Here is a 23,015-nt window from a genome sequence, read left to right as displayed (position 1 = left end):
CGGGGCAGGGCGGTAGTTTGCTCCCGTGACGACCGACGCCGCTCCCACCCTGGCCGTGACCCGGACCCTGCTGCGCTATGCCGCGGCGGTCCTGGTCTGCTCCTCCGCGATCCTGCTGTTCGCCGTGCACATCCGGCCCCTCGCGTACGTGCCGCTCGTGCTGGGCGTCGCCCTGGGGCTCTGGATCGACCGGGAGCTGGGAAAGGACCTCGGGCTGATCGCCGTCGGGCTCGGCATCATCTCGACGATCTCGCTGGCCGCGGAGCTGTCGAACGTCAGGATGCTGCAGTTCACTCTCGCGCTGGGCGGCGCGGTGCTGGTGCCCTGGGCGCTCGCCCGGTACGTCGTGGGGCACGACGCCGTGAAGTTCCCCGTCGCGACCGGGCAGCGCTGGGGGCGGGGGCAGTGGGCGTACCTGGCGATCGTCGTCGTGGTGGGGTACCTGATCCTGCCGCCCTACTTCCTGGGGTCGGGGGCGTACCTCAACTGGCCGGACCTCGAAGGCGACCAGGACATCCTCCGGCTGTTCATCGGGGTCAACGCCGTCGGGATCTGGGACGAGCTCTTCTTCATCTGCGTCTGCTTCGCCCTGCTGCGCCGGCACTTCCCGATGTGGCACGCCAACGTGCTCCAGTCGATGATCTTCGTGTCGTTCCTCTGGGAGCTCGGCTACCGCGAGTGGGGGCCGCTGCTCACCATCCCGTTCGCGCTGGTCCAGGGCTGGATCTTCGCGAAGTTCAAGTCCCTGCCGTACGTGGTGACGGTCCACCTGCTGTTCGACGCGGTCGTCTTCGCGGTTCTGGTCCACGGGCACCACCCGGAGCTGTTCGACATCTTCGTGACGGCGCCGTAAGAATTCAGAGGCCCCATTGCGCTGTCGGACTCCGTGACCTCGACCTCTGCTCCGGCGCGGGGTCACCGGCCGGGACGGCGCCGGATGGGGCCGTGCCGCCCCGGGTCTCTTCGCTGGTGGACATGCTCGGATCATGCCAGCACGGGCGACGCGGGCCCAGGAAGATCCGCTGAGCCAGGCCGCGACCTGCTTCCGGGGTGCAGTCGCAGCCGCCCCAGCACCCAGCAGCTCCTCCACTCAAGAATACTCTCACTGATGTTAGTATCATCAATGTTAGTATTCTCGGTGAGAGTAAGGGGCTGCCATGGGGTTCGTCGGACGGAAGCTGGAGCTTGCCGAGCTCGGCAAGCAACTCGACGTCGTGCGCCGGGGCCGCAGGGCAGATCGTGGCGTCGCGGTCATGATTCGCGGACGCCGTCGGATCGGCAAGTCCCGGCTCGTGACGGAGTTCGTTCGGCAGTCGGGGACCCCGAATGTCTACTTCCAGGCCGCGCGGAGGGCCCCGATCGGTGCCGAGCTGGCGCGCCTCGGCGATGCGATCGCCGAGTCCGGCCTGCCCGGGAGCGATCTGCTCCGTGGAGCACGCTTCGACTCACTCACCCAAGCGCTGGGCCTCCTTGCCCAGACGCTCCCGGTTGACTCGCCGTCGGTCGTGACCATCGACGAGCTGCCGTGGTTGCTCGAAGGGATCCAGGGCGGTGCCGGTGAGCTGCAACGCGCCTGGGACCTGCACCTGTCGCAGAAGCCGGTTCTGCTGCTGCTGCTCGGGAGCGACATCGGCATGATGGAGCGTCTGACGGCTCACGACCAGCCGTTTCACGGCCGCGCGACGGAGCTCGTGCTGCGTGCTCTGAACCCCAAGGACGTCGGCGAGGCGACCGGAACGGCCGGCTTCGACGCCTTCGACGCGGCTCTGATCACCGGCGGCCAGCCGCTCGTGGTGCAGGAGTGGGAGCCAGGCATGTCGCTCGAGGACTTCCTCCGTGACAGTTTCGCCAGCCCGACGTCGGCGCTGTTGGTCAACGGCGCTCGCGTGCTCGACTCCGAGTTCCGGGAGGGCGATGCCGCGCGCCAGGTGCTCGCCGCGCTCGGCGCCCACGGAGAGCGCACCTTCTCGGGCATTCAGCAGGTCGTGGGTTCTTCCGACGGAATGGGGGCGGCCCAGCTGGCGCGGATACTCAAGACGCTCGCTGAGAAGCGCGTCATCGCGGCAGACGAGCCCTTGTCCGCACGGCCGGCGCCCAAGGATCGTCGATACCGGATCGACGATCCGGCTCTGCGATTCTGGCTCGCCTTCGTCGAGGCATCGTCGGGTGACGTCGATCGCGGGCGGTCCGACCTGGCGTGCCGCCGGGTCCAGGACGGGTACTCGGCGTGGCGTGGGCGCGCGGTCGAACCCCTGGTCAGGGAGGCGCTGGCACGGCTGCTTCCCGATGACCGCTGGCCGGGCGCGCGGGAGATCGGCGGCTGGTGGCCGCGGACGAACCGTCCCGAGATCGACCTGGTGGCGGCCGACAAGCGGCCCGCGAAGCGGATCGTTTTCGTCGGCACGATCAAGTGGCGGCAGAACAAGCCGATCAAGCCCGAGGAGATGAGCGCTCTGGCGGCCGACGCGGCCTCGGTACCCGGCGCGACGCCGAAGACGGCGCTGGTCGCCGTATGTCCCGCCGGCGGCGGGGCGGAGGCAGACGCGGTCTGGACCGCCGAGGACCTGATGGAGGCGTGGCCCTGAGCCCGTCGAGGCTCCGACCGCGGCCTCACAGCCCCGAGTTTGGTCATTCGGGTTAGTGCGTGACGTCGTCGCGGTTCAGTGCGTCGAGGATGGTCTGCTGTGGGGTGGGGATCGCGGGCGGGAACGTGGCGGTGGTGCCGTTGATGGTGATCGTTGCCGAGCGCAGGGGGCGTAGCTGGCGCACGATGTTGCGGATCGCCAGGCCGGTGCGGTCCTGGGCTGCGCGGGCGACGGCCAGGGCGGTGAACACGATGGTCAGGTGCGCCTCGATCGCGTCGCGGGTGCGGGCGAACATCGGCCGGGCGGCCAGATCGGTCTTGCTCATCCGGAAGGACTGCTCCACGTGCCACAGGTCGTGGTAACAGGTCATCACCTCTGCCGGCGGCATCACCGTGGCCGGGATGTTGGTGACGTAGCCCTTCAGCCCGGCCAGCGCTCGGGCTCGGGCCAGTGCCTTCTCGTCCAGGGTGCGTGCGTCCCCGCTGGTCTTGACGAACCTCGTGGCCTTCGCGGTCCGGGATCCGTCGATCACGTCCCGGGCGCGGTTCTCCTGCAGGGTCAAGGTCGCGTTGTCGCGCACGAACCGTTTGCGGGAGAAGGACCACACCGCCCGCCAGGACCGCGTGTGCGTGGCCGGGTCCCAGACCGGTTCGCTGCGCAGCATCGGGTCGTTCTCGAGGTTCTGCCCGGTCTTCGGGGTGATGGTGTCGATGACCTGGGCGTCGGTGAACGCGTCCCCGTGCCAGCGGAAGTGGGACTCCAGGTCGATCGGTGCCTTGGTCATCCTTGAGCCGACGATGAACCCGAGCCCGGCGCGGTCCAGCTCGGCCAGGTTGCCCGCCGACAGCATGCCCGCGTCGGCGACCACCACGATCCCCTCGATACCGTGGCGAGCCTGGAACTGCTCGATGATCGGCACAATCGTCAGGCGCTCTGCCTTGTTCCCCTCGAAACAGCCGATCTCCAGCGGGAACCCGTACCGGTCCACCAGCAGGCCCACGACGATCTGCGGGTCGACTCGTCGTTCCTTGGAGTAGCCGACCTTCCGCAGCCCGTCCTCTTTCTCGACCTCGAAGTAGAGCGTGGTGACGTCGTACAAACACAACGACACATCACCGCTGGCCTGCGCGTGATCGAAGCACAACCCGGCGATCTGGTCGCGGTAGCCGTTGCCGACGCAGCGGGCCAGGGTGCGGCGCATCGTCTTCTCGCTCGCCGGGCTGTGGCCCAGGTCCTTCAGAACCCGCCCCACGTCCAGGATCGAGGTCGGCTCCACGATCCGCGCGATCACCAGGTCCCGGAACGTCTCGTCCCCGATCCCGTCGAACCCCAGGTCGGCGAACACGCCTACCAGAGCGTCGAACAAGACACGCGAAGCGGTCGACTCCACCCGCGCGGGACCGACCCGCGGCGCCTGAGACGGGACCGGCTGGCCGCCGAGCAAGGCCGGCTCGCCAGGAGCCGGGACCAGTCCCACCGCGCGCGTCGTGGGCTCCAGACCCAAGTCAAGGACACCCTGCCGGCCGTCGGCAAGCAGGCCGCGGGCCCGTTCCAGCAGGAGGCCGAGCTCGGCCTCGGAGTGCGCCGACCCGAGGTGCTCCACGATCCGCTGACGACGCCCGCCGACGTACTCCGCGATCTGCACAGCCGTCGCCCCGGACGCGGTCCGGACCCGTCGAATGAACGCCACCCACCGAGCGTAGGCCAGCCCGTTAGTGCGTGAAACCGCGCACTAAGACCACCATCACCACAGGTCACAGCACTGCGCCAGCACGGATCAAGCCGAGATGACCAAACTCAGGCCGTATGTCCCGCCGGCGGCGGGGCGGAGGCAGACGCGGTCTGGACCGCCGAGGACCTGATGGAGGCGTGGCCCTGAGCCCGTCGAGGCTCCGACCGCGGCCTCACAGCCCCGCGAGCATGTCCTCCATGCGGTCGATCTCGGCGGCCTGGTCGACGCCGATGTCGGCCGCCAGCTTCTGGATCGACTGGTCGATGCCCGCTCCGACCACGTCCGAGCACATCGCGATCGCGCCCTTGTGGTGCTTGATCATGCCCTCGAGGAACAGGCGGTCGAACTCCGCTCCGGACGCGGCCTCCAGTTCGGCCATCTCGGCGTCGCTCAGCATGCCGGGCCGGAGGGCCGGCTCGTGCTCGTGGGATCCCTCCGGCGCGCGAGGCCCGGTGCCGTCGGCGTTCTCCGCGAGCACGGGTACGGGCTGATCGCGCTCGGCCAGCCAGTCGGACATCAGCCCGATCTCGGCCCGCTGCGTGTTGTGCATCCGGTCGGCGAACGTCTTGAGCTGTTCCGACGCCGCCTGCTCCGACGCCCAGGTGGTCATCACCACCGCCTGGTCGTGGTGGTGGATCATCCCGGTCATGAACTCGGCGTCCGCCGCGTTCCACTGGTCCTCGGTCGAGACGCCGTCGAACTCGTCGGGCGCCACGGTCTCGGCGGGTTCGCCCGGCTTCCCGGGTTTGAGCACCACGGACGACGGCGTCGACACCGCCTCCGGCTCGTCGGACTCGGCGGTGCAGGCGGCCGGCAGGGTCAGCGCGACCGCGAGCAGGCCTGCCCCGGTTGCCCGGGGCCACCACGAACGCCGTCGTCCATGGGCGGGGGAACTCTTCGCGTTACCTCGTGTCACTGGAAGATCATCTCGGATCTCTGTCACCGATGTGTAAAAAATATCCGAAAATGCTGGACGAAACCTCGATAGGCCGTAAGACTCGCAAACGACCCTAGCAAGGAGGTGTGACGCGCGTGCGTCGATCAACCCTGAAGAGATCCCACTTGAGGGGCGCCGCCGGAGCTGCTTTGTCGCTCACTCTGGCGACCGCGGCGGTGGCAACGGTGGCACCGCTGGCGTCCGCCGAACCCGGTGATGGAGCCGGGACGGCGGCCATGTCCACGACGGCCGAGGCGGCCGCCGAGCCCGACGTCCTGCCGGGCGAGGTCGAGAGCTTCAACATGGAGCACACGAGCAACGTCCCGAAGAACGGATCGTTGCAGAGCACCGGCTCCGACATCGCGTTCCAGGGCAAGTATGCCTACGCCGGGAACTACGACGGCTTCACGGTCTACGACCTGTCGAACCCGGCCGAGCCGTCTCAGGCACTCCAGGTGTACTGCCCGGGCGGCCAGAACGACATCTCGGTGTACAAGAACATCCTGGTGCTGTCCACCGACTCGCGCCGTACGGACGACTCGTGCGACAGCGAGCCCACGTCCGACCCGGAGAACTACTGGGAGGGCATCAAGATCTGGGACATCTCGGATCCGCTGAACCCGCGGTACGTGAAGTCGGTGGCGACGGACTGCGGCTCGCACACCCACTCCCTGGCGCCCACGAAGCGCGGCAAGGACCTGTACGTCTACGTCTCGTCGTACTTCCCGAGCGACCAGCTCGCGAACTGCCGGCCGCCGCACGACCTGATCTCGGTCGTCAAGATCCCGACCCGCGACCTGGAGGCCGCCGAGGTCGTCGCCGAGCCGGTGCTGTTCCCGGACGGTGGCTACGAGTCGCCGTCGGGCCCGGACAGCTACTACTCGACGTCGGGTTGCCACGACATCACCACGTACGTGCAGCTCGACCTCGCGGCGGGCGCGTGCATGGGTGACGGCATCCTCCTGGACATCTCCGATCGCGAGAAGCCCAAGGTCATCAGCAGCGTGCGGGACACCGAGAACTTCGCGTTCTGGCACTCGGCCACGTTCAACAACGACGGCACCAAGGTGGTCTTCACCGACGAGCTCGGCGGCGGCGGGCTCGCGACCTGCACCGATGAGTTCCGGGCGGAGCAGGGCGCCAACGGGATCTACGACATCGAGCGCACCCGGGGCCACGGCAAGGGCCCCGGCAAGGGCAAGTGGGGCGGCAAGGAGCTCGTCTTCAAGTCGTACTACAAGATCCCGCGCATCAACAGCGAGGACGAGAACTGCGTGGCGCACAACGGGTCGCTGATCCCGGTCAAGGGCAAGGACCTCATGGTCCAGTCCTGGTACCAGGGTGGCACCTCGGTGTACGACTTCACCGACTCCGAGAACCCTGAGGAGATCGCGTGGTTCGACCGGGGTGCGGGCCTCAGCGGCGGCGGCACCTGGTCGTCGTACTACTACAACGGCTACGTGTACTCGAACGACCTGGCCGTCGGCTTCGACACGTTCGAGCTGGACCCGTCCATCGACCGCAGGGCGCGACACCTGTGGTCCCTCAACCCGCAGGCGCAGCAGCGGTTCTGACGGGACCCCGCGCCGAACCGCAAGCGGATCCGGTCGCGGGCCGGTGAACCGCAGAGACACGCCGACAATCGCCAGGATTGTCGGCGTGTCCCTGCGGTTCGGCGACCTGTTGCGACAAGGTTCGTGAGGGGTGAGGGGTGAGGGGTGAGGGGTGTGGCGCGAACGGTGGCTTTGTGCGAATCTTCCGGTATGAGCCTGGGGGATCTGCCGCCGGACCCGCCGTCGGGCACCTATGCACTGCGTCGGCGGCTGCGCGTCATGGGTGCGATCCTCGCGGGAGGTATCGCGGCCGCACTCGCGCTGGCGTACTGGCTCGGCGTTGCGGTTCCCGCGCGACAGGCCGCGGACGGGTACAACGACACGGACCGCGTGTACGCGCAGGTCATGGCCGAGCACAACGCGCAGGCGGTCGAACTGGCAGCGCTGGCGCCGAACCGCAGCGAGAACGCGCGTGTCCTCGAGCTCACGCACGACGTCGGGACGGCGTCGGCCGAGCAGACCGCAGCCCTGGCCGGCTGGCTCCGCGACCGGACAGTGCCGGTGCCCGGGTCCGCGACCACCGCTCTCGCCCTGTTCGAGGCAGGCGGCCTGGACGGGTCCGGGGACGACGCCGACGGCGACGGGTCCGGCCCCCGGGCGCCGGCCGGGCTCACCCACGTGCACGGCACGGAGACCGACCACGGCATGCTGACGCCGGAGCAGATCACGCAGATGGCGCGGCTGGACGGTGCGGAGTTCGACGCGGCGCTGGTGGGAGCGCTGATCGAGCACCACTACGGCGGTCTGCAACCGGCTGACGAGGCCATCGCCGGCGGCATGGACCCGGATGCGATCGCGCTCGCGACGGCGGAGCGGCAGCGCATCCGCGGCGAGGTCGAGGAACTGCGGGAGCTGCTGGGACAACTGTGACCGTGCCCGTGGTGGCCCGGCCCAGGTGTGCCGGCCAGGTGGCCCGGCCCAGGTGTGCCGGCCAGGTGGCCTGGCCCAGGTGTGCCGGCCAGGTGGCCTGGCCCAGGTGTGCCGGCCAGGTGGCCTGGCCCAGGTGTGCCGGCCCAGGTGTCCCGCCCAGGGCTGGTGACCGCTGCCGGCCCCGCTCACGTCAGGTGGTCGAAGTCCCCCCGGGTCCAGGCCGCGTGGCGCTGCGCCGAGCGCCGCACGACGGCGCGGGCGTCCGTCGCGATGACCCCGTCGAAGTTGTTGTAGAGCCGGTCGAAGTCGAACCGGCCGACATGATCCGCGATCCGCAGCACCACGTTCCCCGACAGCGGGATGCGGTTGGGGTAGCTGCGCATGAACGAGACCGTCTTCCGGTCCGGGTTGGCGAAGATCGTGTCGCCGGTCAGCAGCACGCCGCGCCCCTCCGCGCCGGCCGCCCAGTACGCCACGGCGTTGCCGGGGAAATGCCCGCCGGGCTGCGTGATGGTGATGCCGGGCAGGATCTCCCGGTCTTCCTTCCAGGTCTCGACCGCCGCGTCCGGCCGCGCCACCCATTCGGCGTCGGCCTCGCTGACCAGTACCGGCACTCCGCCGAGTCGCCGGCTCCACTCGACCTGCACGCCGTACATGTGCGGATGGCTCGCCACGATGAAGGCCAGCCCGCCGAGTTCCTCGACCCGCGCGACGGCGTCGTCGTCGATGTATCCCGGGACGTCGAACATGAGGTTGCCGGCCGGCGTACGGACGATCTTCGGGGTGGGGCCGATGCCGACATCAGGGACCGTGTGCAGCCCGTACAGGTCCGGCTCGAACTCGAAGAACTCGATGCGCTCGCCGGCGGCGGACAACTCGTCGAGGGTGGTCCAGTGCTGCCCGTCGGCCGGCACCCACTGGCGCTCGTCGGCGCAGATCGCGCAGACGTCGGGCCGCTCCGCGTGCTCCACACCGCAGGTACCGCAGATCCAGAAGCTCATGCTCCGACGCTACGACCTCAACAGAGCTTGAGGTCAACCAGTTCGCCGTGAGCGGTCGGTCCGTGGTCCTCGCGGTCGGTCCGTCGAGTGACCGGCCGCGGGGACAACGGACCGACCGCTTCCACGCCGGAACCCATCGGCAGGGGGAGGCCACTCCGTCTGGGGGACGATCCTTTCGGCGCGGTGGCGGCCTAGCGTGAGCCGCATGAGCACAGCACACCTGGGGGACGACCTCGAGGTCAGGTCCCTCGTCCGGGTCTTCGGGGCGGGTGACGGCGCGGTCCGCGCGGTCGACGACGTCTCGTTCCGTGCGCCCGCGGGCCGGCTGACGGGGTTCGTGGGCGGCAACGGGGCCGGCAAGACGTCGACCATGCGGATGGTGATGGGGGTCCTGGCGCCGACATCCGGCGAGACGCTGTTCGGCGGCCGGCCGATCACGGCGGCGGACCGCCGGACCTTCGGCTACATGCCCGAGGAGCGCGGCCTCTACCCCAAACAGCCCGTGCTCGACCAGCTCGTCTACCTCGGGCGGCTCCGCGGCATTCCCGCCGCGTCCGCCCGGACCGAGATCCTGGACCATCTGGAGCGCCTCGGCCTCGCCGACCGGGCGAAGGACCATGTGGAGAAGCTGTCGCTCGGCAACCAGCAGCGCGTGCAGATCATCGCGGCGCTCATGGGGTCGCCCCGGGCGCTCGTCCTGGACGAGCCGTTCAGCGGCCTGGACCCGGCCGCCGTCGACGGCATGGCCGACCTGCTGCGCGAGCACACCGCGCGCGGTGTGCCGGTGCTGTTCTCCTCCCACCAGCTCGACCTGGTGGAGCGCCTGTGCGAGCGGCTCGTGATCCTGCGCCGGGGCGAGGTCGTCGCCGACGGCTCCCCGGCCCAGCTCGCCGCGCGCGGCACGGTGCGGCACCGCCTCGTGCTGACGGGCGACGCCGGATGGGTGCGGAGCATGCCCGGCGTCCGCGCGGTCGACGTCGACGGTCCCGTCGCCCTGGTCGAGGTGTCCGACGACGGCGCCGGTCGCCGGCTGCTGACCTCCGCCCTGGAGCGCGGGGACGTCCGTGAGTTCTCCCCCGTGCGCCCCAGCCTGACCGAGATCTACCGAGAGGTGGCTGCCTGATGCGCGGCTCGAACGACTCACCCGCCTGGCTGATCGTCATGCAGCGCGAGATCGTCGCGCGCGTGATGAACAAGGCCTACCTGTTCGGGCTTCTGGTCACGCTGCTGCTCATCGCGGGCATCGCCGGGTTCTTCGCCTGGCAGAGCCAGCAGACCGACTCCTACGACGTCGCCGTCACCGCCGGCGACGAGGCGGCGGCGACCGCCGTCGACCAGGCCGCGGCCGAGCTGCGGGACGGTGACGAACTCACCGTGATCGAGGTCGCGGACGCCGACGCGGCACGCGCCGCGGTCGAGGACGAGACGGCCGACGTGTGGCTGAGCAGCGGCGAGGACGGGTGGACCCTGTCCGGCTGGCGTGAGCCGAGCGGGAGCCTGACGCAGCTGCTCGCACCCGTCGTGGAACGAGTGACCGTGACGGAGCGCGCGGAGGCCCTGGGGACGACCTTCGACGAACTCTCCGCGGGCGGTGAGCTGGTCACGGAGCGGCTCGACGGCGGCGCCGTGGATCCGGGCGTGGTGGAGTTCGCGAGCTTCGCGCTGGCGTTCCTGTTCTTCCTGAGCGCCATCGGTTCCGGGCAGATGATCGCGGCGAGCGTGGTGGAGGAGAAACAGTCGCGGCTCGTGGAGATCATCGCCTCGGCCGTGCCCCTGCGCCAGGTGCTCGGGGGCAAGGTGCTCGGCAACTCGGTGATCGCGCTGGGCCAGAACCTGCTGTTCGCGTCCGTCGGGCTGGTCGGGCTGGCGCTGACGGACTTCAAGGCGGCGGTGCCGGCGATGACGGCATCGCTCGGCTGGTTCGTGATCTTCTTCGCCGTCGGCTTCGTGGCGGTCGCCGCCCTGTACGCGATGGCCGGCGCGCTGGCGTCGCGCCTGGAGGACCTGCAGGGCACCACCGCGCCCATGAGCGTGGTGCTCATGGCCGTCTACCTGACCACGTTCGGTGCCGACGGGACGCTGGAGCGGGTGCTCTCGTTCGTCCCGGTGACCTCGATCGTGTCGATGCCCGTGCGGGTGCTCGCCGGGGACGCGAGCTGGTGGGAGCCGGTGGTGTCACTGGTCCTGCTGGCGGTCTTCGCCGTCGGCGTGGTGCTGGTCTCCGAGCGCGCGTACCGCCGGGCGCTGCTGCAGACCGGCGGGCGAGTGGGCTGGAGGCAGGCGCTGCGGGCCGGCTGACGGTGAAGGCCGGTCACCAGAATGTGCCGTGGTGGCAACACGAGTGAAACTCCTGGCCCCCAGCATGGGATGGCGTGGGTGGACAACCCGACCCGCCGCCTGAGGAGGCCGACCATGGATGCCGCAACCCGGATGCAGTCAATCATCTCAGCAGCCGAGCGTTCCCGGAGGGGAGCGCCGGAACGCGACCACGACGCGCAGGACCGGCGCAACGCCGGTGACGCCCTGACCTGCGATCCGCAGGACCGCAAACGCCGGGCCAATGCCGCCCTCCTGGACCTCGTCGTGCAGACGGCGGCGAAGCGCGGCATCTGAGCGGTGGCCCCGCCCCGCGCCCGCGGGGAGATGGCGCCGGTGACCGGGCAGCGCACCCCATGGCCCATGAGGTCGCGCTTGTGGAAAACTCCGGGCCATGCGTATGCAGGAGGACGCCCCCCGCGATGCCGACGGTGTGCTGCTGGACAGCGTGCCCGAGCACATCAAGAATCCGGCCGGTCCGCTCCCGGCCGAGCCTGGCGAAGCCGCTGAGGGGGACGTACCGGAGAATGCGGGACCCGGCGCCCTCGGCCGGGCGCGCCGGCGGGCGGCCGCGGGTGCGGCGCGCGCGGGTTCGACGATCCGGCGCACCGCGTCTCGCGGCGTCGGTGCCCTCGGTCGTGCCGGGACGAGGGCCGGCTCGGCTTTTCCCTCCGGCACCCGGGGCCGGGCGATCCTCCTGGGCGGTACCGCCGTGGTCGTGGCCGGGGCGGTGGCGGGCGGGCTCGTCCTGCAGGCACACCTGCGCGACGAGCGGCTGCGTTCCGCGCCCGGCGGCGTCCTGGCCCTGACGGGGGCGCCCGGTGAGGCGTGGCACGTCGATCTCGGCGACGCCGTGCAGCCGCGGATCGTCCCGGTGGGCGACCTGGCGGCGGTGACGGCGGACGGCCGGGTGCTGGGGATCGATCCCGCGACCGGTGCGGAACGGTGGGCCGTCGAGGTCCTGGACGCCGAGGCCGTGGCCGACGGCGCCCGGATGCGCTGTGGTCCGTCGCGTCGTGCGGTCGGCTCGGTCGCGGTGCGCACCGCGGCGCCGTCGGACCCTCTGGTCTGCGTGACGGAGGGGGCCACGCCGGAGGCCGTCGTGATCGACGCGGAGGGCGGCGCCGAGCGGCGTGCGCTCGAGGCGGAGGGTGACGGCGCCGGAGACGCCGGGACCTCGCCGGTGTACGCCCCGCTGCCCGACGGCGGCCTCGCGGTGCTCGCCCGCGACGAGACTCCCGTCGATCTCGGCGATGCGCGCGTGGTCGAGGACGACGACGGGGTCGCCGCGTTGAAGGGCGGCGTCGAGTCCGCTCCCGGTCTGACGGTGCGCGTGGAGGACGCCGCGACGGGCGAGCCTCGCTGGGGTCCGCGCACCGTGGCGTTCGACCCGGACCTGACGGGTGGTGCCTGCGTGGTGTGGAGCGAGGACGGGCCGGAGCTGGACGTGCTCGGCGACCTCACGTGGTCCGCCGACGAGCGCCGGATCACCGCGTCCGCCTGCGGGATCTCCGCTCGTCTGGTGACCGCGGACGGTACGCCGGCGCCCGCCGAACCGCAGGACGGTGCCCACGTGCCGTGGGCGACCGACGACCCGGAGCTCGGTCCCGCGACACTTCCCGAGGGGGAGGACATCAAGGACGTCCTGGTGCGGACCGCCGGCACGGCCGTGACACTCACCCTGGAGGGCCGGGTCGTGGCCTACGACGCCGGCTCCGGTGACCGGCTCTGGACCGCCGAACCTCTCGGGGACGAGGCCGCCGCCGTCGCCGGGAGCGCGGTGTTCGGCGCGTACACCGACGGCCGGTCGGCGATGCTGGTGGTCGACGGCCCGTCGACCGGTGGCGAGGGCCAGCTCCGGCTCGTCGGGCTGGACCTGGCCACCGGAGAGGTCACCTGGGACGTCGCTCAGGAAGAGCCGTACGCGCAGATCGCGAGCGTCGACGGGCACCTCGTGCAGGTGACGGGCACCGGGATCGCGGGCCTCGCGACCGGGTAGCCGGGAGCGTGTCCCACGCGGGCTCCCGCAACCGTTCTTCCGGCGAGCGCACAACCCTTTGCGGGGCGGGTTCGTCAGGAGGGTCATGAAGCCAGGAATGGGAGCCCGCGATGGGGTGGCATGAAGAACTGGAAACGCTCGCGCGAGAACGCGGCAGCGCCCTGACGGGGTACGCGTACACGCTCTGCGGCGACGTGCGCCAGGCCGAGGACCTCGTCCAGGAGGCGCTCGTGCGGTACTGCTCGCGACTGGTGAAGCCGCGCGCGGTGCGCGGCGGACATCCGTCCGGCGACCCGCGGATGCGGAGCGTCCCGCTGGACGGCGGCGCCGAGCGCTCGGCGCCGCCGTCCCGGGTCGAGAAGACCGAGGCGTTCGTGCGCCGCACGATCCTGAACCTGTACCTGGACGGCTGGCGACGGAAGAAGCGCTGGACCGCGCTGGAGCCGCGCGTCGCCGATCCCGCGCACGTGCGGTTCCCGGACTCGGGCATCACCGCTCGGGCCGACGTCGTGCGGGCGCTGGACGAGCTCACGCCGCGGCAGCGTTCCGCCGTCGTGCTGCGCTACTTCGAGGACATGACGATCGCGCAGGTCGCCGAGACGCTCGGTACCGCGCCGGGCACCGTGAAGCGGTATCTGCACGACAGCATGCGCGTCCTGCGGGGCGTGCTGGAACCGACGACGAGCGCGGCCGAAGGAGGCCACCGATGAGCCACGAGAGCGACCGGACCCCCGACCACGGCTGGATCGACCCGGACGGCAGCCGCGTCCTGGCCGAGACCCTCACCGCCATGGCGCAGGGGGTCGACCCCTACTCCCCGAGCGGACCCGCCGCCACGCTGGGTCGTATGGCGGGCCGCGTGCGGCGGCGCCGGACCGCGAAGCTGGGCGCCGCCGGGGGCAGCGCGCTCGCCGTCGCCGGCGTGCTGGCGTTCGGCGCGACACAGTTCGCGCCCCTGCACGACGCGTCGCCGGTGTTGCCCGCGGACCCGTCGACGTCGGCCCCGGCGGAGCCCGAGCCGACCGTCCCGGCACCTGAACTCGCGCTCGACGAGGGCTACCAGCCGGACCTGCTCGCCGGTACGAGCCTGGCCTGTGGCGTGCCGTGGTCCGAGGTGGTCGTGGCCGACGACGCGCGGCTGGTGCACGGCGACGACATCCGGACGACGGCGGTGATCGGCGAGGACGGCGAGTGGAGCTACTCCCAGTCGGTGCCCACCCGGGTGTTCGACCCCGAGGGCGGCGAACTGCCGGCGGACGGCCTGAACTGGCCGACGCTCGTCTGGACGGACGCCGGAGGCACAGTGGTCGACATCGGCGGATGGTCCCCGTTCCCGTTCACCAACACGGAGAACCTCTCCGGCGTCACCGAGGCCTCGTCCGTGGCGCCCAACGAGTGCGCACCGGAGGGTGCGAGCGGTGAGCTGCCGGACGGCACGTACGAGGTCCGGGCCATGACGATCCGGGACGCCGACGGCGAGCTGATCGCCGGGCCGCCGGAGCGCATGGAGATCGTCGACGGCGAGCGGACGGTGGCCGGCGGAGCGGGCGGGGTCGAGGTGTCCGAGCCGATCGACCTCCCGGAAGGACCCGATGACGAGATCGTCGCGCAGCGCGGCATCAACAGCGTCGTCCTGGACCGCACCGGCGAGCGCGAACGCCGGGTGTCGTACCTGGGTGACCTGGGGGCGGCGGAGCGGCTGGCGACCGAGGGAACGGCGTTCGAGGTGCGGAGCCGCTGCACGGCGACGGCGACGGAGCCCGAGAGCGGCGACTACTTCGCCCTCGTGACGCTGCGCGGCACGTGGGCGGTGCCCCCCGGCGCCGAGCCCTTGACCATCAGGTGCGACGGTGAGGAGCACGTCGACCTCGCGAGCCTCGAATACACCGGCGAGGCCTTCTCCGTGGACGGTGAGGTGGGCATCGAGCTGGAGGGTGTCGACCCCACGGTCGCCCAGGTGGAGGTCCGGCTGGTCCCGTCGGCCGGGTGAACCGGGTCGCGCGGGCGGAGCACCCGCTCGCGCGACCTCAGCCGTGGTGGCCCACCAGCGAACCGTCCGGCGCGACGGACAGGAGCCGGCCGTCGGCGGCGAACCAGTTCCGGTCCTCGTGCTCCACGTGCCAGCGGGTGCGGCCGGTCGTGAGGTCGACGGCGACCAGGTGGACCTCGCCGGCGTCCAGCGACACGACCCTTCCGTCCTCGGCGAGCACGCTCGCGCCCCCGGGCGTCGCCGTCCGGAGCAGCATCAGTGAGGTGCCGTCCGTGAACGCCGGGTCGGCGGCCTGCATCCCGGCGAACCCGTCGAAGTCGCCTTCCCACTCCCAGAGCTGTCGCCCCGTGCGCAGGTCGATCCCCACCGACGAGACGGTGGACCGGCTGAAGACCCCGGTGGTGCCCACCCGCGCGACCAGTTCCCCGTCCACGGGATCCGACTCCCAGGCCAAGGATCCGTCGTGACGGTAGGCCCGCATCACGGGGCGTTCTCCGGGTGCGATGACGAGGGTGTCGGGCGGCGTTCCGTCCGTCACCCGCCCCTCCAGCACCGCGCCGTCCGCCTTCACGAGCACGTCGCCGTCGGCGGTCCGCACCGTCGTGCGGAGATCGTCCGTCCCGGCGTCGTAGCGCTGTTCGAGGAGCAGGTCGCCCGTGCCGCCGTCGGACGGCACGGTGTCGGGCGGGAGCTGGGTTCCGTCGGCGCGGAACGACGCGCTGACGCCGCAGCCCCACACCTGGACGACGCTCCCCCAGACCGACATCCCCAGGACGTCGGCGCCGGAGGCGGGCGGGTTCGCCGCGTCGAACCCCTGGACGCACGCGGAGAGGTCACCGTTCCACGGCACCGTCTCCCGCCACACCTCGTCGCCCGTGCGGGCGTCCTCCGCACGCACGGTGATCGACGGGCCGTCGGGAAGGCCCCCCAGCACCGTGCACTCCTGAGGAGCCGCGACGGCGTCCTCGCAGTCGATCTCCGGCACGGCCCCCGCCAGGGAGCGCGCCCGGACGACCAGCCCGTCCCACACGGGCACCACCTCATCGGGGACGACGTCGCCAGGAGCCAGACGCCGCGCCTCCGAGGCCTCACCGTCGGCGGTCACGGCCACCACGGCGCGCTCGTCGGCCCGCCCCACCAGGCACACGATCTCGTCCATCGCACGTGTCGTCCCGCCCGCCTCCGGCGGCGTGCACTCCGGATCGACGCCGAGCGGGACGCGCCACGCCTCCTCGCCGGAACGTGCGTCCACGGCGACGAGATCGGCGTCGCTCCACCGCACGCGGGCGTCGGGAGCGTCCAGGCCGGATCGGTTCACCTCGCTCTGCTCACCCTCGAGGAAGACGACGTTCCCGTCCATCGTGACGCTCTCCGTGCCGAACCCGTACCGGCCCACGAGGTTCGTGGCGCCGTCGGGCACGTAGCGCCACGCCTCCACGGGTGGCTCGGCCAGCGACTCGACGCCGCCCGGCGCCGTCCGCAGCAGGTCGACGCGGGCCCGCTCCCGGACGGTCCCGACCCCGGCCGCCCCGAGCACGACGGCGGCCGCGACACCCGTCGCGACGAGACTGACCGCACGGTGCCGGGACACCCAGCCACGTGCCCGCACCATGCCGGCGACGGCCGCCGGCCCGAGGCCGCCCCGGACCGCGCCACCTCCCGGCCGCGGCGGGTCTTCCTGCCCGCCCCGACCGTCGTCGGCCGCGCTGATCTCGTGCTCACCATCGACCAGGTCGAAGACGATCTGGTCCCGTTGCCGTCTCTTCACGTGATCTCCCTTGCCACGCACGTTTCACGTGAACCATCGCTGCAGGAAATCTATCCGGCGCACGTGACAACGCCCTGGGAACGGCGGTCAGCCCAGCCCCACCAGGTCGCCGGGCGTCTCTGCGACCAGCCTGCCGCCGACGGCACGCAGCTGCCACCCGCCGGGCACGTCCCACGCCCACCGTTCCTCACCCGAACGCAGGTCGAGCGTGACGGCGCGGCGGTCTTCGCCCGCACCCTCGACCACGATCATCACCCGCCTCCCGTCGGTGAACGCCACCTCGTCCGCGTAGCCGTTCCACGCGCCGGGCGCGGGCGTACCCACCTGGGTCCGCCACAACGTCGCGCCGGACGCCAGATCGATCCCCGTCGCCAGGCCGTCGTGGCCGAGCACCACGCCCTCCCGCTGCGTCCGCGCCAGGAAGAGCTCGGCGCTCTGCTCCACGTCCCACACGATCCGGCCCTCCGTCCCGACGCGCAACAGCCGTGCGCCCCGCTGGACCAGCGTGACCGCGTCCGACGAACCGTCCGTGGCGACCGGATCCAGCACGACGCCGGACGCGTCCCGCACCCCGCGCCCGTCCGGCGCGAACATCAAGGTCAGCCCCGTGCCGATCGAGCCCTGAGCCCAGGCGCGGTAACCGCCGTCGGGCCGGGCCAGCACCTCGACGTCGCCGCGCACCGTCCGCGCACGCTCGAGAACCCGCCCGTTACCGGACAGCCAGGCGTCGATCCCGCACCCCTCCACCAGCACCGTGTGCGCGGTCGCGGTCAACACGACCGAGGTGAGGTCGAGCTCGCTCCCGTTCGCGCAGTGCTCCGCCCGGCCCTCCGTCCGGAACGCGACCGTACGGCGCCACCTCACGTCGCCCGTCCCGGCGTCCGTGGCCTGCACGCGCACGTCCCGACCGTCCGTGACGGCACCGAACCACCGGCACACCCCGTCCTCGCACGACGAGCTGACCGGCGAGTCCGCCGGCTCCGGACCGATCCGTTCCGCGGTGAGGGATGTACCGTCCGGGCCGGGCACCTGCTCCCCGGCCACGCAGACCGGCGCCGCCGGGCGGCCCACCTCGGGACCGCACCGCGTGGTGGCGGCGGGGCCGAACTCCTCGACCACCCGTCCCGAGCCGGGATCGAGGCCGACGACCGCCCCGCGCAGCGTCGCGACCATCAGCTCCGCCGACGGCCACGGGGCGTCCACCCCCGCGACCCGCCACCGCTCGCCCGGCGGGTCCGCCAGCGACAGCACGCCACCGGGTGCGGCCGCCAGGAGTTCGGCGCGCTCCCGGCGCTCGTTCACCTCGTCGACGAGCACCACGACGACGAGCCCGAGCACGACCGCCGCCACGAGCCACCACCGCCGGCGCCGCCACCACGGCCGGAACGGCATGGCAAGCCCCACCGGGCCCTCCCCGTCCTCGAACCCGGGTTCCGCCTCGGGGCCCTCCGGAGGCACGAGCGTGTCATCGTCCTCGATCTCGAAGACGACGCGGTCCGTGCTCCGAGGCCGGCCCATGCCCTCATCATTCCGGGTCGGGGCCGGAGAGACCAGAGGCCGTCAGGCGGGCAGGCGCTCGCGGAGCCAGGCGATGTCGGGCGCCATGTCTCCCTTGGTCTCGCAGATGACCGGCGCGCCGGCGGCCGCGATCACCCCCACGAGCTGCTCCTCGGGGATGGTGCCCTGGCCGAAGTTGATGTGGCGGTCGGCACCGGACCCCGCCTGGTCCCGGGAGTCGTTGGCGTGCACCAGGTCGATCCGGCCCGTGACGGCGCGGATCTGGTGTGCGACCTCGGTCAGGTCGAGGCCTCCGGCCCAGGCATGGCACGTGTCCAGGCAGAACCCGACGACGCCGGCGCCGTCGGCCCGCTGGATCGCCGCCCAGAGCTGCTCGATGCGGTCCAGCGTGCGGGCCATCGAGTGCTCACCCCCGGCGGTGTTCTCCACGAGCACGGGAACGTCGGTCTCGAGCGCGTCGATGGCCTTGCGCCAGTTGTCGAACCCCTTGGCCGGGTCGTCACCCGCGGTGACGTTCCCCCCGTGCACGACGACGCCGCGGGCGCCCACCTCGGCCGCGCGGTCCATCGTGGCCTGCAGCAGCTTGCGGCTCGGGATCCGGATGCGGTTGTTCGTGGAGGCCACGTTGACGATGTACGGCGCGTGCACGTACACGTCCAGCCCGGCGGCCTCGACGTCGGCCCGGAAAGCGTCGACACCGCCCTCGTACGGGAGGTCGGGGATCTTCCACTGCTGCGGGTCGCTCAGGAACACCTGCACCTGGTCCGCGCCGAGTTCCTTCGCCTGCGACACGGCGTCCGCGAGCCCCACATGCGCACCGATCTTCACCATCACCCCACCCTACGGGCCCCACCCCGCTGACCTCGGTTCAGCAGGCGATCGGATCCCTTCACGGAGCCCGGAGAGGACTGCGCCGCCCCGCTGAACCGGAGTCAGGGAGCGGCCGGGGGTGCGGACGGCGCGTCGCGGGTGGCGTGGGGAACGTTGTCTGCTGGGATGTCGGCCGTGACCGGATACGACGCCGAGTTCATCGGCCCCGGGGGCCTCGCCGTCCCGCTTCCCGTACCCGCCCAGGAGACCCGTCGGCTCGACTACACCCACTTCACGGTGCTGCTGGATCCCGCGCGCCGGCTCGCGTCCTTGACGGCCTGCGTCATCGACGGCGGCAAGCTGGTCGAGCTGCCCCGGACGGGGAGCTGGCGGCTCGACGTCCGTGTCCCACCCGGGGAGCAGGCCGGGAACGGCCTGTACGAGAACAACCCGTTGGACCGAGGCCATCTCGTGCGCCGGCTCGACCCGGTGTGGGGCGACCTGGCCGCGGCCGAGCAGGCGAACCGCGACACGTTCACCTTCACCAACGCGGCCCCTCAGGTGGGCACGTTCAACCAGTCGAAGGACCTGTGGAACGGGCTCGAGGACCACGTCCTCGAGTACGCGGGTTCCCACGACCACCGGATCGTCGTGTTCACCGGCCCGGTGCTGGACGACGACGACCCGGTCTACCGGGACGTGGCGATTCCCCGGATGTTCTGGAAGGTGGTCGCCTGGGCCTCGGCCGACGACGGCGAGGACGCGCTCCTCCACGCCGCGGCCTTCGTGCTCGACCAGACCCCGCAGCTGGACGAGGCCGACCTCGAGGCGATCACCGCGCAGGCGCTCGCCCGGGACCGGGTCCCGCCACTCGGACCGTTCCGCACCTATCAGGTGCCGGTGGTCGACGTGGGATCCCTCACATCGATCGATCTCGGCCCGCTGCTCACCGCGGACGTCCTCGGGATCGCGCCGCGGCCGCCGTCGGGCGGCGAACCCGGCGAGATCCTCGTTCAACGAGTGCCGCAGGCCCGGCGGTGGTCGGAGCTCACCGTGCGGGAGCAGATCCACCTCCGGGCCGGATCGTGACCGTTCGGGGTTCGGACGCAAAGTTCATCTCAACGCCAGTTACCAATAGTCTCTAGATCGTGAGTGACACAACGACTGCCCGCGGCTCGGCCCGTCACGAGATTCCCGACCCGCTGCGCGACGACGTCCGACTGCTCGGCGGCCTCCTCGGCGACATCCTGCGCGAGGCCGGCGGGCAGGAGCTGCTCGACGACGTGGAACGGCTGCGCGAGCTGACCATCGACGCCTACGGCAACGGCCACGACGGCGCGCTCGCCGAGGCCGCCACGCTGGTCGACGGCTTCACGCTGGAGCGCGCCGAACAGGTCGCCCGAGCCTTCACCTGCTACTTCCACCTCGCGAACCTCGCCGAGGAGTTCCACCGCGTGCGGGTGCTGCGCACCCGCGAGGCGCAGACCGTCAGCGGTCCCGCCGTCCTGGAGGACACCCTTCCGGAGGCGTTCGCGCAGCTCACCGAGGAGGTCGGGCGCGACGAGGCACTGCGCCGACTCGACGAGCTCGAGTTCCGGCCGGTCCTCACCGCCCACCCGACCGAGGCCCGCCGCCGCGCCATCAGCGGCACGATCCGGCGCATCGGGAACCTTCTCGCCGAACGGGACACACAGCGTCCCGGCGGCGTGTCCCGCGCCGAGAACGAGCGCAAGCTGCTCGCCGAGATCGACACCATGTGGCGCACCTCCCCGATCCGGCAGTCGAAGCCGTCGGTGCTCGACGAGGTCAAGACCATCATGGGCGTGTTCGACGCCGTGATGGTCGACGTCTTCCCCGACGTGTACCGCCGCCTCGACGACTGGCTCCTCGCGGACGACGCCGGCCGGGTCACCCCCGTGGCCCAGCCGTTCGTCCGGCTCGGATCCTGGATCGGCGGCGACCGCGACGGGAACCCCAACGTCACCGCCGAGGTCACCCGCAAGGCGGCCACGATCGCGTCCGAGCACGCCCTCGGGGCGCTGGAGCGCGTCGCCGTCGAGGCCGGCCGCCGGCTGACGCTCGACGAGGGCGACACCGCGCCGTCGGCGGAGCTGAACGGCCTGCTGCTGCGCCAGAAGCAGATGTCGGGCGAGCTCGCCGACAAGGCCGCCGCCGCGTCGCCGCGGGAACCCCACCGGGCAGCGATGCTCGCCATCGCCGACCGGATCGCCGCCACCCGCACCCGCGACGCCGACCTCGCCTACGCCGAGGTCGAGGAGCTGGAGCAGGACCTGCGCATCGTGCAGGACTCGCTCGTCGCGGCCGGCGCGCCCCGCGCCGCCTACGGCGACCTGCAGCGCCTCATGTGGCAGGTGCAGACCTTCGGCTTCCACCTCGCGGAGCTCGAGGTCCGCCAGCACTCCCAGGTGCACGCCGCCGCGCTCGAGGAGATCCGCGAGAAGGGCGTCCACGGCGACCTGAGCGAGCGCACCACCGAGGTGCTCGACACTTTCCGCGCGCTCGGCGCCGTCCAGCAGCGGTTCGGCAAGCGCGCCGCCCGCCGCTACATCGTCTCCTTCACCCAGGAGCCGGCACACCTCGCCGCCGTGTACGAGCTCGCCGCGCTCGCCTTCGAGGGCGCCGACGACGCCCCGGTCATCGACGCGATCCCGCTGTTCGAGACCTTCGCCGACCTGCGTAACTCCGTGGACATCCTGGAGTCGATGCTCACGCTGCCGGCCGTGCAGAAGCGCCTCGCGGACAACGGGCGCCGGGTCGAGGTCATGCTTGGCTACTCCGACTCGTCGAAGGACGTCGGGCCGGTCTCCGCCACGTTCGCGACCGACCAGGCGCAGTCGCGGATCGCGGACTGGGCCCGGCGGCACGACATCACGCTCACCCTGTTCCACGGCCGCGGCGGCGCGCTCGGCCGGGGCGGCGGCCCCGCGAACCGTGCCGTGCTGGCGCAGCCGCCGCACTCGGTGGACGGCCGGTTCAAGCTGACGGAGCAGGGCGAGGTCATCCTGGCCCGCTACGGCGACCCGGTGATCGCCGCCCGGCACATCGAGCAGGTCGCCGCGGCGACCCTGCTGGCGTCGGCCCCGTCGGTGGAGAAGCGGAACGCGGACGCCGCGGCGGAGTTCAGCGGTCTCGCCGAACGACTCGACGCCGCCTCGCGCGGCCGGTTCCACGAGCTCGTGAAGTCCGAGGGCTTCCCGCAGTGGTTCGCCGAGGTCACGCCGCTGGAGGAGGTCGGCATGCTGCCGATCGGCTCCCGGCCGGCCAAGCGCGGCCTGTCGGTGAACAGCCTCGACGACCTGCGAGCCATCCCCTGGGTGTTCTCCTGGTCGCAGGCGCGCATCAACCTGGCCGGCTGGTACGGCCTGGGCACCGCCCTCAGGGAGTTCGGCGAGGCGCCCGACGGCGGGCTGGACCGCCTCCGTGAGGCTCGTGCGCGGTGGCCGCTGTTCGCGACCCTGGTCGACAACGTCGAGATGTCGCTCGCCAAGACCGACGAGCGGATCGCGGAGATGTACCTGGCCCTCGGCGACCGGGAGGACCTGGCGCGGATGGTGCTCGACGAGCTCCGCCTCACCCGCGAGTGGGTGCTGAAGATCTCGGGCAACGCGTACCCGCTCGCCGACCGCCGGGTGCTGGGCCGCGCCGTCCAGGTGCGCTCGCCCTACGTCGACGCGCTCTCGCTGCTCCAGGTCCGCGCACTGCGCGGGCTGCGAACGGGCACGGACGGCGACTCGAAGGTCGATGCGGACTATCGTGGCCGGCTGCAGCACCTGCTGCTCCTGACGGTCAACGGCGTCTCGGCGGGCCTGCAGAACACCGGCTGATCCGGCGGGCGGGGTACGGCGGGCGCTGTCG

At 71.8% G+C, this 23,015-nt stretch carries 18 protein-coding genes; 12 read left to right on the top strand and 6 right to left on the bottom strand.

Going from position 1 to position 23,015, the window contains the following annotated elements:
- The first annotated feature begins 25 nt into the window (after positions 1-25).
- Together EDD34_RS19960 and EDD34_RS19955 are read left to right on the top strand one after the other, a co-directional pair.
- The gene (locus tag EDD34_RS19960; RefSeq protein WP_246012591.1) at positions 26-853 is read left to right on the top strand and encodes a CPBP family glutamic-type intramembrane protease; all 828 of its coding nucleotides are present in this window, start codon (positions 26-28) and stop codon (positions 851-853) included.
- Positions 854-1,157: 304 nt separating this feature from the next.
- On the top strand, positions 1,158-2,585 hold the full coding sequence (locus tag EDD34_RS19955; RefSeq protein WP_123816115.1) for an ATP-binding protein: 1,428 nt from the start codon (positions 1,158-1,160) through the stop codon (positions 2,583-2,585).
- Positions 2,586-2,637: 52 nt separating this feature from the next.
- On the opposite strand, the gene EDD34_RS19950 is transcribed toward EDD34_RS19955, so the two are convergent.
- Positions 2,638-4,275, bottom strand: a complete 1,638-nt coding sequence (locus EDD34_RS19950; protein ID WP_123812900.1) for an IS1634 family transposase — start codon at positions 4,273-4,275, stop codon at positions 2,638-2,640.
- Positions 4,276-4,489: 214 nt separating this feature from the next.
- Positions 4,490-5,233 carry a DUF305 domain-containing protein gene (locus EDD34_RS19945; RefSeq protein ID WP_123816114.1) on the bottom strand — a complete coding sequence of 248 codons (744 nt, stop codon included), beginning with the start codon at positions 5,231-5,233 and terminating at the stop codon, positions 4,490-4,492.
- Positions 5,234-5,490: 257 nt separating this feature from the next.
- Between EDD34_RS19945 and EDD34_RS19940 the strand changes: the two genes are divergently transcribed.
- Together EDD34_RS19940 and EDD34_RS19935 are read left to right on the top strand one after the other, a co-directional pair.
- Complete coding sequence (locus tag EDD34_RS19940) at positions 5,491-6,828, top strand: LVIVD repeat-containing protein (protein WP_123816113.1); 1,338 nt, start codon at positions 5,491-5,493, stop codon at positions 6,826-6,828.
- A 189-nt stretch (positions 6,829-7,017) separates the two neighbouring features.
- The gene (locus tag EDD34_RS19935) at positions 7,018-7,737 is read left to right on the top strand and encodes a DUF305 domain-containing protein (protein WP_123816112.1); all 720 of its coding nucleotides are present in this window, start codon (positions 7,018-7,020) and stop codon (positions 7,735-7,737) included.
- Between the two features lie 185 nt (positions 7,738-7,922).
- Here the strand turns inward: EDD34_RS19935 and EDD34_RS19925 are convergent, their stop codons facing one another.
- Positions 7,923-8,738 (bottom strand): MBL fold metallo-hydrolase, encoded by an 816-nt coding sequence (locus EDD34_RS19925; protein WP_123816111.1) that lies wholly within the window; start codon positions 8,736-8,738, stop codon positions 7,923-7,925.
- 205 nt (positions 8,739-8,943) lie between these two features.
- Between EDD34_RS19925 and EDD34_RS19920 the strand changes: the two genes are divergently transcribed.
- The 6 genes from EDD34_RS19920 (at position 8,944) to EDD34_RS19895 (ending at position 15,043) form a co-directional block, all read left to right on the top strand.
- Positions 8,944-9,861, top strand: coding sequence for an ABC transporter ATP-binding protein (locus EDD34_RS19920; protein WP_123816110.1), 918 nt, complete (start codon positions 8,944-8,946; stop codon positions 9,859-9,861).
- The gene (locus EDD34_RS19915; protein WP_123816109.1) at positions 9,861-11,036 is read left to right on the top strand and encodes an ABC transporter permease; all 1,176 of its coding nucleotides are present in this window, start codon (positions 9,861-9,863) and stop codon (positions 11,034-11,036) included. The genes EDD34_RS19920 and EDD34_RS19915 overlap by 1 nt, the downstream gene beginning before the upstream one ends.
- A gap of 114 nt (positions 11,037-11,150) precedes the next feature.
- The gene (locus EDD34_RS19910; RefSeq protein WP_123816108.1) at positions 11,151-11,351 is read left to right on the top strand and encodes a hypothetical protein; all 201 of its coding nucleotides are present in this window, start codon (positions 11,151-11,153) and stop codon (positions 11,349-11,351) included.
- A 97-nt stretch (positions 11,352-11,448) separates the two neighbouring features.
- Positions 11,449-13,053 carry an outer membrane protein assembly factor BamB family protein gene (locus tag EDD34_RS19905; protein ID WP_123816107.1) on the top strand — a complete coding sequence of 535 codons (1,605 nt, stop codon included), beginning with the start codon at positions 11,449-11,451 and terminating at the stop codon, positions 13,051-13,053.
- Between the two features lie 110 nt (positions 13,054-13,163).
- Positions 13,164-13,763 carry a sigma-70 family RNA polymerase sigma factor gene (locus tag EDD34_RS19900; protein ID WP_123816106.1) on the top strand — a complete coding sequence of 200 codons (600 nt, stop codon included), beginning with the start codon at positions 13,164-13,166 and terminating at the stop codon, positions 13,761-13,763.
- On the top strand, positions 13,760-15,043 hold the full coding sequence (locus EDD34_RS19895) for a hypothetical protein (RefSeq protein WP_123816105.1): 1,284 nt from the start codon (positions 13,760-13,762) through the stop codon (positions 15,041-15,043). The genes EDD34_RS19900 and EDD34_RS19895 overlap by 4 nt, the downstream gene beginning before the upstream one ends.
- A gap of 37 nt (positions 15,044-15,080) precedes the next feature.
- On the opposite strand, the gene EDD34_RS19890 is transcribed toward EDD34_RS19895, so the two are convergent.
- From EDD34_RS19890 to EDD34_RS19880, 3 genes are all read right to left on the bottom strand, one after another.
- Positions 15,081-16,811, bottom strand: coding sequence for a PQQ-binding-like beta-propeller repeat protein (locus EDD34_RS19890; protein WP_123816104.1), 1,731 nt, complete (start codon positions 16,809-16,811; stop codon positions 15,081-15,083).
- A gap of 87 nt (positions 16,812-16,898) precedes the next feature.
- On the bottom strand, positions 16,899-18,329 hold the full coding sequence (locus EDD34_RS19885; RefSeq protein ID WP_123816103.1) for a hypothetical protein: 1,431 nt from the start codon (positions 18,327-18,329) through the stop codon (positions 16,899-16,901).
- A gap of 42 nt (positions 18,330-18,371) precedes the next feature.
- Positions 18,372-19,160: a deoxyribonuclease IV gene (locus EDD34_RS19880; RefSeq protein ID WP_123816102.1), complete on the bottom strand. Its 789-nt coding sequence runs from the start codon at positions 19,158-19,160 to the stop codon at positions 18,372-18,374.
- Positions 19,161-19,325: 165 nt separating this feature from the next.
- Here EDD34_RS19880 and EDD34_RS19875 point away from each other — a divergent pair, with 165 nt between their 5' ends.
- Together EDD34_RS19875 and EDD34_RS19870 are read left to right on the top strand one after the other, a co-directional pair.
- The gene (locus EDD34_RS19875; RefSeq protein WP_123816101.1) at positions 19,326-20,228 is read left to right on the top strand and encodes a DNA/RNA non-specific endonuclease; all 903 of its coding nucleotides are present in this window, start codon (positions 19,326-19,328) and stop codon (positions 20,226-20,228) included.
- A gap of 59 nt (positions 20,229-20,287) precedes the next feature.
- Positions 20,288-22,984, top strand: coding sequence for a phosphoenolpyruvate carboxylase (locus EDD34_RS19870; RefSeq protein WP_123816100.1), 2,697 nt, complete (start codon positions 20,288-20,290; stop codon positions 22,982-22,984).
- Positions 22,985-23,015: the final 31 nt, after the last annotated feature.

Origin of the sequence: Myceligenerans xiligouense (assembly GCF_003814695.1) — a bacterium.
GTDB classification, from domain to species: Bacteria; Actinomycetota; Actinomycetes; order Actinomycetales; family Cellulomonadaceae; genus Myceligenerans; species Myceligenerans xiligouense.
Note: the sequence above shows the minus strand (reverse complement) of the source record. Positions and strands in the feature narration are given on the sequence as shown.